This is a genomic window from Streptomyces sp. BRA346 (genome assembly GCF_052851135.1).
Window position 1 is genome coordinate 1 of the sequence record NZ_JAIWIH010000054.1, and the last position, 13054, is coordinate 13054.

General features: G+C 70.0%; 9 protein-coding genes and 1 pseudogene. 9 read left to right on the plus strand and 1 reads right to left on the minus strand.

The features are described 5' to 3' along the window. Both LCH29_RS39980 and LCH29_RS39985 read left to right on the plus strand, forming a co-directional pair. Positions 1 to 1867: ATP-binding protein (locus LCH29_RS39980; protein WP_446466597.1), on the plus strand; the 1867-nt coding region annotated here is incomplete at its 5' end. Between the two features lie 112 nt (positions 1868 to 1979). After that, positions 1980 to 3077, plus strand: a pseudogene (locus LCH29_RS39985) (universal stress protein); the annotation flags it as partial. Between the two features lie 76 nt (positions 3078 to 3153). On the opposite strand, the gene LCH29_RS39990 reads toward LCH29_RS39985, so the two are convergent. Further along, positions 3154 to 3627 carry a GbsR/MarR family transcriptional regulator gene (locus tag LCH29_RS39990; RefSeq protein WP_446466598.1) on the minus strand — a complete coding sequence of 158 codons (474 nt, stop codon included), beginning with the start codon at positions 3625 to 3627 and terminating at the stop codon, positions 3154 to 3156. A gap of 393 nt (positions 3628 to 4020) precedes the next feature. Between LCH29_RS39990 and LCH29_RS39995 the strand changes: the two genes are divergently transcribed. The 7 genes from LCH29_RS39995 (at position 4021) to LCH29_RS40025 (ending at position 13048) form a co-directional block, all read left to right on the plus strand. Further along, positions 4021 to 5298, plus strand: a complete 1278-nt coding sequence (locus tag LCH29_RS39995; protein ID WP_446466599.1) for a cation:proton antiporter — start codon at positions 4021 to 4023, stop codon at positions 5296 to 5298. Further along, complete coding sequence (locus LCH29_RS40000; protein WP_446466600.1) at positions 5285 to 5755, plus strand: CBS domain-containing protein; 471 nt, start codon at positions 5285 to 5287, stop codon at positions 5753 to 5755. The genes LCH29_RS39995 and LCH29_RS40000 overlap by 14 nt, the downstream gene beginning before the upstream one ends. Beyond that, the gene (locus LCH29_RS40005) at positions 5752 to 7050 is read left to right on the plus strand and encodes an SLC13 family permease (RefSeq protein ID WP_446466601.1); all 1299 of its coding nucleotides are present in this window, start codon (positions 5752 to 5754) and stop codon (positions 7048 to 7050) included. The genes LCH29_RS40000 and LCH29_RS40005 overlap by 4 nt, the downstream gene beginning before the upstream one ends. Positions 7051 to 7136: 86 nt before the next feature. Beyond that, positions 7137 to 9068 (plus strand): NAD-binding protein, encoded by a 1932-nt coding sequence (locus LCH29_RS40010; protein ID WP_446466602.1) that lies wholly within the window; start codon positions 7137 to 7139, stop codon positions 9066 to 9068. Positions 9069 to 9186: 118 nt separating this feature from the next. Next, a complete protein-coding gene (locus tag LCH29_RS40015; protein WP_446466615.1) occupies positions 9187 to 10245 on the plus strand; it encodes a PucR family transcriptional regulator in 1059 nt (352 codons plus the stop codon). A gap of 140 nt (positions 10246 to 10385) precedes the next feature. After that, positions 10386 to 10970 (plus strand): hypothetical protein, encoded by a 585-nt coding sequence (locus tag LCH29_RS40020; RefSeq protein ID WP_446466603.1) that lies wholly within the window; start codon positions 10386 to 10388, stop codon positions 10968 to 10970. Positions 10971 to 11017: 47 nt separating this feature from the next. Beyond that, positions 11018 to 13048, plus strand: a complete 2031-nt coding sequence (locus LCH29_RS40025) for an SPFH domain-containing protein (RefSeq protein WP_446466604.1) — start codon at positions 11018 to 11020, stop codon at positions 13046 to 13048. The last annotated feature ends 6 nt before the right edge of the window (positions 13049 to 13054 follow it).

Below are 13054 nucleotides of genomic sequence, written 5' to 3' on the forward strand. Positions count from 1 at the left end.
CATCGTCGTCGGGCTCACCGGCGGCCCCGAGGGGCGCACGCTCATCCGGCGCGCCTCCCGGATGGCGGCCAAGGGCTCCGGCGGCGAGATCCTGGCCGTTTACATCGCCCGCAGCGACGGCCTCACTTCCGCCTCCCCGAAGGAGCTGGCGGTCCAGCGCACCCTGGTCGAGGACCTGGGCGGCACCTTCCACCACGTCATCGGCGACGACGTCCCCACCGCGCTGCTGGAGTTCGCGCGCGGCGTCAACGCCACCCAGATCGTGCTGGGCGCCAGTCGTCGGCGCACGTGGCAGTACGTGTTCGGGCCGGGCGTCAGTTCCACCGTCGCCAGGGAATCCGGCCCGGACCTCGACGTGCACATCGTCACCCATGACGAGGTCGGCACGGGCCGCGGGCTCCCCGTCGCCCGCGGAGCGCGGCTCGGCCGTTCCCGGATCATCGCGGGCTGGGCGATCGGTGCCATCGGGCCCGTACTGCTCACCCTCGTGCTCACCACGCTCAACGCCAAACCCGCCGGCACGGGGCCGGGCTTCGCGAACGAGGTGCTGCTCTTCCTCACACTGACCGTCGGGGCGGCCCTGCTCGGCGGCCTGCTGCCCGCACTCGCCGCAGCCACGGTCGGCTCCGCCCTGCTCAACTTTTACTTCACCCCGCCCACCCACACCTGGACGATTTCCGACCCCGCGAACGTCGTCGCCATCGCGATCTTCTTCGCGGTCGGGGTCGCGGTCGCAACCGTGGTGGACACTGCCGCCCGCCGCACCCACCAGGCCGCCCGGCTGCGTGCCGAATCCGAGATCCTCTCCTTTCTCGCCGGCAGCGTGCTGCGTGGCGACACAAGCCTGGAAGCGCTGCTGGAGCGCGTACGCGAGACTTTCGCCATGGACTCGGTCGCGCTCTTCGAACGCGAGAGCGAACGGGAACCGTGGACCTGCGCGGGCAGCGTCGGCGAAGCCCGCCCACTCCAACGCCCTGAGGACGCCGACGTCGACATGCCGGTCGGCGACCACATGGTCCTCGCACTCAGCGGCCGCGTACTTCCAGCCGAGGACCGCCGGGTGCTCGCCGCCTTCGCCGCCCAGGCCGCCGTCGTCCTGGACCGCCAGCGCTTGCAGGTCCAGGCGGACCAGGCACGCGAGCTCGCCGAGGGCAACCGCATCCGCACCGCGCTGCTCGCCGCGGTCTCCCACGATCTGCGCACCCCGCTCGCGGGCATCAAGGCCGCGGTCACCTCCTTGCGCTCCGACGATGTCGCCTGGTCCGAGGAGGACGAGGCGGAACTGCTGGCCGCCATCGAGGAGGGCGCGGACCGGTTGGACCAGTTGGTCGGGAACCTGCTGGACATGTCCCGGTTGCAGACCGGCACCCTGACACCGCTGATCCGCGAGGTGTATCTGGACGAGGTGGCGCCGATGGCGTTGGTAGGCGTGCCCGAGGCCGACGTCGTCCTGGACATCCCTGAGGATCTGCCCATGGTCGCGGTCGACGCGGGACTCCTGGAACGCAGCGTGGCCAACATCGTCGAGAACGCCGTCAAGTACAGCCCCGAGGGGCGGGCGGTGAAGGTCTCGGCGAGCGCGATCGGCGACCGGGTCGAATTGCGCGTGGTGGACCGCGGCTCGGGCGTTCCGGACGAGGAGAAGGACCGCATCTTCGAGCCGTTCCAGCGCTATGGCGACGCCCCCCGCGGGACCGGCGTCGGCCTCGGGCTCGCGGTGGCCCGCGGCTTCGCCGAGGCAATGGGCGGCACGCTCACCGCGGAGGACACACCCGGCGGCGGCATGACCATGGTCCTCACCCTGCGGGTCGCCGACGGCCGCGTGCCCGCGCCGCCCGCCGACCTCCCGACCAAAGCCACCACATGAGCCTGGGAAGCGCGCACGGCCGGTCGGCGTACGACCATGGAGAGGAGGGCGCTTCGGCTTCCTCGACGAGCCACAGGGCTACGTCCCGGACCCCGCCCGAAAGGAGTGACACGTGCCGCGCGGCAGGCTACGGGTCTACCTCGGTGCGGCTCCCGGGGTCGGCAAGACCTACGACATGCTGGGCGAGGGACAGCGCCGCGCCGGTCGGGGCACCGACGTGGTCATCGGTTTCATGGAGGACTACGGACGGCCGCTGACCCGGAAGATGGCCGAGGGCCTGGAAACCGTGCCCCGCGCGAGCATCCCCTACCGCGGAACGGCCTTCCCCGAGATGGATCTCGACGCCGTACTCGCCCGCCACCCGCACGTCGCCCTCGTCGACGAGCTCGCCCACACCAACGTCCCCGGCTCCCGGCACGAAAAGCGCTGGCAAGATGTCGAAGAGCTGTTGGAAGCGGGCATCGACGTCATCTCCACCGTCAACATCCAGCATCTGGAGTCGCTGGGCGACATCGTCGAACAGATCACCGGCATCCGGCAGCGGGAAACCATCCCCGACGACGTGGTCCGTCGCGCCGACCAGATCGAACTGGTCGACATGTCCGCGGAGGCACTGCGCCGTCGGATGGCCCACGGCAACATCTACCCGCCGGAGAAGATCGACGCCGCTCTGACCCACTACTTCCGGCCCGGCAACCTCACCGCCTTGCGGGAGATCGCACTGCTGTGGGCAGCCGACCGCGTCGAGGAAGCACTCCTGCGCTACCGCAAGAACCATGGCATCCAGCAGCCGTGGGGCACCCGGGAACGCGTGCTGGTCGCCCTGTCCGGAGGGCCCGAAGGCGACACCCTCATCCGACGTGGCAAACGGACCGCTTCCCGCGGGGCGGGCGGCGAATTCCTCGCCGTCCACGTCGAACGCGGCGACGGGCTGGTCACCGCCTCCCCACAGCTCCTGTCCCGCCAACGCGCCCTGGTGGAAGACCTCGGCGGCACTTTCCACACGGTGACCGGCGACGACACCGCACGAGCCGTCCTGGAACTGGCCCGCGAGGTCAACGCCACCCAGATCGTCATCGGCGCCACCCGGCGCAGTCGCGTCAAGGAGCTGTTCACCCGGGGTGTGGGCGAGTCCATCATCGAGGGGTCCGGTGACGACATCGACGTCTACGTCGTCACCCACACCGAGGCCGCGCACGGCCGCTTCCTGCATCGCCGCAGGCGTGGCCCGGACCGGCCCTGACGCTGGTCAGAACAGTCGAAGGCAACGCAACCGGGGGCCTCCGTCAGCGACCGGCGTCGTACTGTTCCCGCCAATGGTCGATCAACGCCGTCATCTCGCGCCGCATGAATGCGTAGAAGTCCTGCATCTCGTGGAGGCGGCGCCCGGCGACGCTGTCCGCGCCGGCCTCCTTGATGCCCTCGGCAGCGGCATCGCCCATCACGGCGAGCATCTCGTTCTGGCTGCTCATCAAGGTGGCCCAGGCGTGCTCGCGGAAGCGGTAGTGGTCACGGCGGCTTCCCGGGGCCGGGACGCGCTCGATCATGCCGGTGGGAATGAGCTGCTTGACCGCGCTGGAGACGGCGCCGGAGCTGATGTTCAGCTCCTCACAGAGGTCGGCGGCCGTCATCGTCTCCTGCCGACTGAAGAGCAGGGCGGTCATCACCCGCGCGGTGGTCTTCTGCATGCCGCCCTGCGCCAGGGTGAGTGCCAGTCTTTCCGCCGTCTCGCGCAGCCGCGTGCCCTCGTCACCTTCCATGGCTCTCAGCATACTCAACTATCAGACATCTCCATTTGTTTACAGATCTCTGAATACTCGCTATGTTCCGGGTGTGGAAAATGTCATCCAACTCCGGGAGCTCGGCGTTGCCGCGGTCGCGTTCGTGGCGCTGGGCGCGGTCCGCTTCGGGCGCCGCGACCTGAACAGCTGAGCGTAAGAACAGCGCGGCCCGGCAGGCGGACTCCGACGCAGGAACAGGCATAACCGCCCCAGCTCGGGGTACGGGGCGGGCTCTGCCAAGAGCGGTGACAACCAGGATCAAGATTCCATAGTCAACGCGTCAGGATCCTGTAAGGTTCCTGGCGGAGTGCCGGGAAGTCTGGTCGGCGAACAGGGGATCACTCTCTTTGCCGATCGGGGGCGGAACAACCCATGGTGCTCATCGCTGTTTTCGGCGTCGCACTCCTCATCGCGGTACTGGTCTCGGGCCTGGCGGCCCGCTCCGTACTCTCCACATCACTGCTCTTCCTCGTCGCGGGCGCGCTCGTCGGCGACGGGGCCTTCGGCCTGATCCACATCACGGCGGACAGTCCGATCGTCTCGGTCACGGCCGATCTCGCGCTGTTCGCGGTGCTGTTCACCGACGGCATGCATGTCTCGTTCCCCGCCCTGCGCGGCGCCTGGCGGAATCCGGCGCGTGCCCTCGGCGTGGGGATGCCGCTGGCGTTCGTGGGGATGGCGCTGATCACCCACTTCCTGGCCGGTCTGGACTGGACGACGTCCTTCCTGGTCGGGGCCGTGCTGGCGCCGACCGACCCGGTGTTCGCGTCGGCGATCGTGGGCCGTAAGGAGGTCCCGGCGCGGTTGCGGCAGTTGCTGAATGTGGAGAGCGGGATCAACGACGGGCTGGCGCTGCCGGTCGTGCTGGTACTCATCGCGACGGCCGGGCCGACCTCGGATGCGGCGGAAGCGTCGCTGTCGAAGATCGCCCTGGAGCTGGTCGGCGGTCTGGCGCTGGGCGTCGTGCTGCCGCTGGTCGTGAACGGGCTCGTGCGGTTCCGGCTGCTGGGCGCGGAGCCGAAGCTCCAGCCGCTGCTGCCGCTGGCGACCGGGGTGATCCTCTACGCCACCTGCCATCTCACCCACGCCAACCCCTACCTGGCGGCCTTCTCCGCAGGCGCGGTGCTCGCCTCGGTGTCGCCGGAGTCCAGGCATGCCTTCGAACCCCTGGGGGAGGCGCTGGCGGAGCTGAGCAAGTTCGCGGCACTACTGGTGTTCGGGGCGCTGCTGACGCCGCGGTTGTTCGGTGACCTGTCGGTCGGCGGGTATGTCGCCGTGGTCCTGGCGATCGTTCTGGTCCGGCCGGCGTCGCTGCTGATCTCGCTGATCGGCACGCGTTTCGACCGGCGGGAGAAGCTGGCGGCGGCCTGGTTCGGCCCGAAAGGCTTCGCCTCCGTCGTTTACGGGCTGCTGGTGCTCCAGTCCGGCATCCCGCAGGGCCAGGAGGCATACACCCTGATCGCGGTATGCATCGCCTTCTCCATCGCCGCCCACAGCAGTACGGATGTGCCCGTCGCCCGTCTCTTCGATGTCGAGGACCTCGTCGGCATACCGGATGACGACGATGACGATGAGCACAAGGGGGAACGGACCGCGGTGGCCGCGGAGCCTGCGGCCCGGATGGAGGAGGACGGCAATGCGCGCACGTGATCTGGCGGTGGAATATCCGTCGGTGCACCTGGACAGCGATGCGCTGGACGCGGCACGGCTGCTGGCGGAGCGGCGGCTGCCCGGGGTGCTGGTGATGGACGACGGAGCGGAGCCCTATGCCGTGCTGCCCGGGTCGACTCTGGTCAAGCTGCTCGTGCCCGGCTACGTGATCGAAGACCCGACTCTCGCGGCGGTCGTCGATGAGCCGCACGCGGACCGGCTGTGCCAGGCACTGGCGGGACGGCGGGTGGCCGACTGCCTGCCCCGGGAACGTCACAAGCCGCCGGTCGCGGACCCGGATGACACCGCGCTGGAGGTCGCGGCGCTCATGGCGCGCGAACGCAGCCCGCTGATCGCGGTGGTGGAACGGGATGAGCGGGGGGAGCGCGGCGGCTCCCGGCTGCTCGGTGTGATCACCGCCGCGCATCTGCTGGAACGTCTTCTTGGGGTGACATGAGCGACTGGCACAGCTGGGCGGCGATCGCGGTCTTCGTGATCGCGTACGTGGCGATCATCAGCGAGCGCGTGCACCGCGCGGCCGCCGCCCTGGCCGGGGCGGCGGCCATGCTCGCGATCAGTGCCACCGACGACAAGGCCGCCTTCTTCGACGAGCACTCCGGAATCGACTGGAACGTCGTCTTCCTGCTGCTCGGCATGATGGCGATCGTCGGAGTGCTACGGCAGACCGGCCTGTTCGAGTATCTGGCGATCTGGGCGGTCAAACGCGCCCGCGGCAAGCCCTTCCGCGTGATGACCATGCTGATCGTCATCACCGCCTCCGCCTCCGCGCTGCTGGACAACGTCACCACGGTCCTGCTGGTCGCCCCCGTCACCCTGCTGGTGTGCGAGCGCCTCGCGCTGCCCGCGGCACCGTTCCTGATCGCCGAGGTGATGGCGTCCAACATCGGCGGCACCGCGACGCTCGTCGGTGATCCGCCGAACATCATCATCGCCAGCCGGGGCGGGCTGACCTTCAATGACTTCCTGGTCCACCTGGCGCCCATCGCCGCGGTTCTCACCGCCGTTCTGGTGGTGCTGTGCCGGGTGATGTTCCGCAGGGTGCTGGTGTACGACGAGGACCGCGCCGCCGACGTGATGGTGCTGGGAGAACGCGAAGCCATTCGCGACCACCGGCTGCTGTACCAGGGCCTGGGCGTCCTCGCCCTGGTCGTCTTCGGGTTCGTGGCGCATCCGGTGCTGCACTACGCGCCGAGCGTGGTCGCCCTGCTCGGCGCCGGGATACTCATCGCCATATCGAAGGTGGAGACCGGCGAGGCGCTGAAGGAGGTCGAGTGGCCGACCCTCGCCTTTTTCGCCGGGCTGTTCATCATGGTCGGAGCGCTCATCGAAACAGGCGTCATCGGGGAGGTCTCCCGAGCGCTGGCGGATGCCACCGGTGGCAGCGAACTGGGCGCGACGATGCTGCTGGTGTTCGGCTCCGCCGTGCTGTCCGGAGTCGTCGACAACATTCCGTACGTCGCCACCATGGCCCCCATCACCGCCGACCTCGCGCACGGATTCGGCGGCGACGGCGTCCACGTGCTGTGGTGGGCCCTGGCCCTGGGCGCCGACCTCGGCGGCAACGCCACCGCCATCGGCGCATCCGCCAACGTCGTCGTCCTGGGCATCGCCGAACGCAACCAGCAGCCCATCTCCTTCTGGCAGTTCACCAAATACGGGCTGGTCGTCACCGCGGTCACGGTCACCATCGCCGCCGGATACCTGTGGCTGCGGTACTTCGCCCTCGGCTGACGGCTGACATCACCGACCCACGGGGGGTCTCCACCATCATGTCTTCCTCGCCTCATGGGGCACCCGGCGATCCTGCCGTCCCGCACATGATCGTCTGCGGTGACGACGCGCTGGCCCACCGCCTCGCGGCCGAACTGCACGAGGTCTACCGCACACAGGTGACGGTCGTCGTTCCGGTCGCGGCCCAGGTACGGGAGACCACGCGGCTACGGACCACAGGACCCGCTCGCGCGTCCGCCCTCCTCGGCCGCGTGGCAGCGGCGGTCGGACGGGCGCCGCTTCCCCGCCAGGGTGCGTCCGGCGAGGCTCCGGATACGCGTGTTCGGGTCATGGAGGCGCCGGACCTCGCCGATGACGTGCTGACCGAGGCGGGAGCGGAGCGGGCCACGGCACTGGCTCTGGTCCACGACGACGACGAGACCAACATCCACGCCGCACTACGTGCCCGCCGGCTCAATCCCCGCCTGCGGCTGGTCATCCGGCTCTACAACCGCAAACTGGGCCAGCACCTGGAAGACCTGCTCGACCAGGCCGCGGTGGTCGCCGACCCCGGCATGGACCCGGCGGAGCTGGACGCCGCCACCACCGTACTGTCCGACGCCGACACCGTGGCTCCCGCGCTCGCGGCCACCGCCGTCGCGGGCACCCGGAAAGTGGTGCAGGCCGACGGGCTGCTGCTGCACGCGGCCGAGCGCACCCCGCCCGGCCGCGACGAGGTCGCCGACCCGGGGCTGTGCACCCTCGCCCTGCTCTCGTCCACCACCAGTGACCCCGGCGGCAGCGAGGGCTCGGACAGCAGCGGCGACGAAGGCCCGCGCCTGCTGCCGGGCGACGCGGAGGTCGCCGCCGCCACCGGGCGCGGCACGGTGGTGCTGGAAGCCGTCTCCTCCACCGGTACGTCCCTTCCACCGCGGCGGCTCGGCAGCCGCAGGGTGCCGCTCGCCTCGCTGTTCTCCCGCCGACTGCGCTGGTCCGTCGCCGGGATGGTGACCGCCGTTCTCGCGCTCGCCCTCGCCTCATGGCGGTTCACCGGGGACGACCTCCCGCACGCGGCCTACCTCACCGTGCTGGACGTGCTGGCCATCGACGACCCGGCGCTCGACGAGCCGACCGCGCGCAAGGTCCTCCAACTGCTGTCCGGGCTGATCGGCTTGCTCCTGCTGCCCGTTTTGGTGGCTGCGGCCCTCGAAGCGCTGGGCACCTTCCGGACCGCGTCCGCGCTGCGTCGGCCGCCGCGCGGGCTCTCCGGCCATGTCGTCCTGCTCGGCCTCGGCAAGGTGGGCACTCGTGTGCTGGCGAGACTGCGTGAACTGGACATCCCCGTGGTGTGTGTGGAGGAGGACCCCGAAGCGCGCGGTGTCCCGCTCGCCCGGCGGCTGGGGGTGCCGACGGTTGTCGGTGACGTCACCCAGGAAGGTGTGCTGGAGGCCGCCAAGATCCGGCGGGCGCATGCGCTGCTCGCACTGACCAGCTCCGACACCACCAACCTGGAGGCGACGCTGTACGCCCGCTCGGTCAAACCGGGACTGCGGGTAGCACTGCGCCTGTACGACGATCGCTTCGCCACCGCCGTCTACCGCACCCTGCGGGCCGCTCACCCCCAGGCCCTGACCCGCAGCCGCAGTGTCTCCACACTCGCGGCGCCGGCCTTCGCCGGGGCCATGATGGGCCGCCAGGTTCTGGGCGCCATACCAGTCGAACGCACAGTGCTGCTCTTCGCCGCACTGCACGTCGCGGGCCATCCGCAGTTGGAGGACCGCACGGTCGCCGAAGCGTTCAAGCCCGGCGCCTGGCGGGTGATCGCGCTCGACGCGGCGGAACCGGCGGACCGGCAGCGCGACCTCGCCGCGGCGCTCCCGTACGACGGCGACGCACGGGAGCCCGGTCTGGTGTGGGACCCGCACCCCGGCTACGTACTGAAGCCGCACGACCGCGTGGTGCTGGCCGCCACCCGCCAGGGCCTGGGTGAACTCCTCGGCGGAAACCCCGCAGCGCGAGGGGACCCGGAGACCCGATGACCGACGCGGGAGCAACCAAGGGAACGACGGATTCCGGTCCTGGGGCCGAAGGACCAGAAGGGGCGGACGGGTGAAGCGAGGCAGCATACCCGGGCATTTCCTCGGAGACTACGCGGGCATGCTCGCCGATGTCTCCGGGACCGGTCGGCTGTTGCGGCGGCCCGAGCTGGACGCGCTGCGCGAGCTGGGGGAGCGGGCGGCGGAGGCGGGATACGGGCTGCGGGAGCTGATCGGACTGTATCTGGGCGAGACCCGCAGACTCTGGGGTTCGCTACCCGGCGTCACTCGGGCGCCGAGTGCGGCGGCGTTGGCCCGTATCGACGACGCGCTGCTCGGCGCCGTGGACGCGGCGATCAGCGCGCTGGGGGAAGGGCACGAGCGGGCGCAGCACCTGGCGGTACGGCAGGAGGAAGCGGTCCGGCGAGAGTTCATCGATGATCTGCTGTACGGGCGTAGTGACCTGGGGAGGCTGGCCGAGCGCGCCGAGCGGTTCGGGCTGCGACTGGCGCGTTCCCACGCGGTCGCCATCGCCGAGGGTGACGAGCCGTACGACGACGTCCATCCGGTGGTGCGCCGTGTCGAGCGGGAGCTGATCGCCCGGTTCGGTGAGCACGACATACTGCTGACCACCAAGGACGGGCGGCTGGTGTGCGTCGCCGCGAGCAGTGAGCGGGTCATCCTGGACACTTTCGCGAAGTACGCGGAATGGCCCGGCACCGGGTACTCAGGGGCGCGCTGGGTGGCCATCGGCCGTGAGCACCCGGGAGCGGGCGGTGTGGTGCTCAGCTACGAGGAGGCCCTTGGCGCCTTGGAACTCGCCGAGCGACTGGAGCTGCCAGGGCCCGTTCTGCACGCCGCCGACCTGCTGGTCTTTCCGGTGCTGTTGCGTGACCGGGCGGCCATGTCCGACCTGGTGCGGACGGTGCTCGGCCCGCTCACGGTATCGCGCGGCGGGGCCGGGCCACTGCTGGAGACGCTCACCGTTTGCGCGGCGGCCGGTTATGTCAACGCCGAGGCGGCACGCCGCCTGAAGATCAGCGTACGCACCCTCTCCTACCGGCTTGCGCGGATCAAGAGCCTGACCGGCTATGACCCCGGGGACGCGCTACAGCGCTTCACGCTGGAGACGGCGGCGATGGGGGCGCGGCTGCTGGGATGGCCGCACGAGCCGCTGTAGACGCTTCCCAGGGCCCGTTCGGTTCCCGTGTTAACAGGACGTCAGGAGCGCGTGAAGATTGCCGGGATCCGGCAATGTTCGGCCGCATCCCGCGGTGTCACGATGCCGTGGCACCGAGACGAGGAGACGGGGGTGGTGCTGTGGCTGGGTTCCTGCGGGCCGCGCTGGAATTTCCCACGGTTCTGTTCAGCTTCGCGCTCCTCGTCGTGGCCGGGTACTGGCTTGTGGTGCTGCTGGGAGGGATCGGCGTGGACGCCTTCGACGGGGGAGACGGCGTCCACGCCGGCACCGCCGGAATACCGGTCACGGCCATGGTCTCGACTGGAATCGTCATTGCCTGGTTCGTGGCCCTGGCCGGTGACGCGCTGATCGACCACCGCTGGCTGCGCCTCGCCGTGCTGCCCGCCGCGCTGGGGGCGGCCTGGGTCGGCATCAGGTTGCAGCGGCGCCTGGCCCACCGCTTCCTGCCTCCTGAACGCGTGCCGTCGCGCGAGCATTTCGTGGGCCGCGTCTGCGTGATCCGTACCTCCCGCGTGAGCGCCGACTTCGGTCAGGCCGAGGTGACGTCCGACGACGGATCGACCGCGACCGTCCAGGTCCGCACCGAGGAGACCGGGCTGGTTTCGGGCTCCCACGCGCTCATCTTCGACTACGACGCCGACGGCGAGTTCTTCCGGGTCGCACCCTTCGACAGCGCGCTCGACCCCCACCGCCCGGCCATCTGAACACACTTCTCGCTTCCCACATCCCGGACAACCAAGGGATCTCACCGATGGATGCCATCACCGTAGGGCTGGGCGTGGTCATCGCCGTCGTCCTGCTCGTCGTACTCGTCGTGTTCCTCGCCGTCACCCGGCTGTACCGCAAGGTGCCCCAGGGCCAGGCGCTGATCGTCTCCAAGTACCGCAAGGTCGATGTGACCTTCACGGGGGCCGTGGTGCTGCCCGTGCTGCACAAGGCGGAGGTGATGGACATCTCGGTGAAGACCATCGAGATCGGCCGCACCGGCCGCGAGGGGCTGATCTGCCAGGACAATATCCGCGCCGACATCCGCATCGCCTTCTTCGTACGGGTCAACAAGACGAGGGAGGACGTGGTGAAGGTCGCCCAGGCGATCGGCACCGCGCGCGCCAGTGACCCGCGCACCCTGCAAGAGCTGTTCAACGCGAAGTTCTCCGAGGCACTCAAGACGGTCGGCAAGCAGTTGGACTTCGCCGACCTCTACACCAAGCGCGATGAATTCCGGGACCGGATCATCGCGGTCATCGGCACCGACCTCAACGGCTACAGCCTGGAGGACGCGGCCATCGACTATCTCGAACAGACGCCGATGGACCAGTTGGACGCCGCCAACATCCTGGACGCCCAGGGCATCCGGAAGATCACCGAGCTGACGGCCATCGAGCATGTGCGCACCAATGAGTACCAGCGCACGGAGGAGAAGGAGATCACCCGGCAGAACGTCGAGGCCCGCGAGGCGGTCCTGGAGCTGGAGCGGCGACAGGCCGACGCCGAGATCAAGCAGACGCGCGAGATCGAGACCGTACGGGCCAGGGAGGAGGCCGAGACCGCCCGGGTGCAGGCCGAGGAGCGGCTGCGGTCGCACAGCGCGCACCTGAAGACCGAAGAGACTCTCGGCATCCAGAACGAGAATCGCGAGCGGGAGATCGCCGTCGCGGTCAAGAACCGCGAGCGCGTCATCGCCATCGAGAGCGAGCGCATCGAGAAGGACCGGCTGCTGGAGGTCATCGCGCGGGAGCGGGAGACCCAGCTGAGGCGCATCGCTGCCGACAAGGAGGTGGAAGCGGAGAAGCGGGAGATCGCCGACGTGGTGCGGGAGCGGATCGCGGTGGAGAAGACCGTCGCGGCGCAGGAAGAGGAGATCAAGAAGCTCCGTACGGTGGAGGAGGCCGAGCGCGAGCGCCAGGCACTGATCATCCACGCCGAGGCGGAGGCCCAGGAGCGCCTGGTCAAGGACATCAAGGCGGCCGAGGCCGCCGAGCAGGCAGCGGAGCACCGGGCCGCCGAGGAGCTGACGATGGCCGAGGCACGGCGCAAGGCCGCCGATCTGGACGCGCAGTCCGCGATCCGGCTCGCCGAGGGCAAGCGCGCGGACGCGGCGGCCGCCGGACTCGCCCAGGCCGAAGTCCAGGAGCGCACGGCGGAGGCCATCGCCAAGGTCGGGCACGCGGAGGCCGAGGTCGCCAAGGAGAAGGCCGTTGCGGGGGCCGAGGGTCTGCGGGAGAAGCTGAAGGCCGAGGCCGAGGGCCTTACGGAGAAAGCGGCGGCGATGGCGGCGCTGGACGCGGCCGGCCGCGGCCACGAGGAGTTCCGCCTCCGGCTGGAGGCGGAGAAGGACGTACGGCTCGCCGGGATCGACGTACACCGGCAGGTCGCCGAGGCCCAGGCCACCGTGCTGGCCACCGGCCTGGAGAACGCGAAGATCGACATCGTCGGCGGGGAGAGCGTCTTCTTCGACCGGCTGGTGAACACGATCTCGCTCGGCAAGGGCGTGGACGCCTTCGTCGACCGCTCGGAGTCCGTTCAGGCCATGGCGGCCCCGTGGCTCGACAAGGACGCCTCGACCTTCACCCAGGACATCGGCACGATGCTCTCGGGCCTGGGCAGCGGCGGCCTCCGCGACCTGACCCTGGCCGGTGCGCTCACCCGGCTGGTCACCGACGCCGGCCCGAAGGCAGGCGCGTTGGAGGGTCTGCTGGAGTCCGTACGGGCGAGCGGTCTCGGCGACACGAAGCTGCTCGAACTCGCCGTGCCCGCCCAGGCCAACGGGACTGTCCGGTAGTCCCCG

What these genes read in the sequence shown, in the direction of transcription:
- LCH29_RS40005 (WP_446466601.1), top strand. Translation starts at nt 5,752, where the DNA reads ATGAGCGACTGGCACAGCTGGGCGGCGATCGCGGTCTTCGTGATCGCG.
- LCH29_RS39990 (WP_446466598.1), bottom strand. Translation starts at nt 3,627, where the DNA reads ATGGAAGGTGACGAGGGCACGCGGCTGCGCGAGACGGCGGAAAGACTG.
- LCH29_RS40000 (WP_446466600.1), top strand. Translation starts at nt 5,285, where the DNA reads ATGCGCGCACGTGATCTGGCGGTGGAATATCCGTCGGTGCACCTGGAC.
- LCH29_RS40010 (WP_446466602.1), top strand. Translation starts at nt 7,137, where the DNA reads ATGATCGTCTGCGGTGACGACGCGCTGGCCCACCGCCTCGCGGCCGAA.
- LCH29_RS40025 (WP_446466604.1), top strand. Translation starts at nt 11,018, where the DNA reads ATGGATGCCATCACCGTAGGGCTGGGCGTGGTCATCGCCGTCGTCCTG.
- LCH29_RS40015 (WP_446466615.1), top strand. Translation starts at nt 9,187, where the DNA reads ATGCTCGCCGATGTCTCCGGGACCGGTCGGCTGTTGCGGCGGCCCGAG.
- LCH29_RS39995 (WP_446466599.1), top strand. Translation starts at nt 4,021, where the DNA reads ATGGTGCTCATCGCTGTTTTCGGCGTCGCACTCCTCATCGCGGTACTG.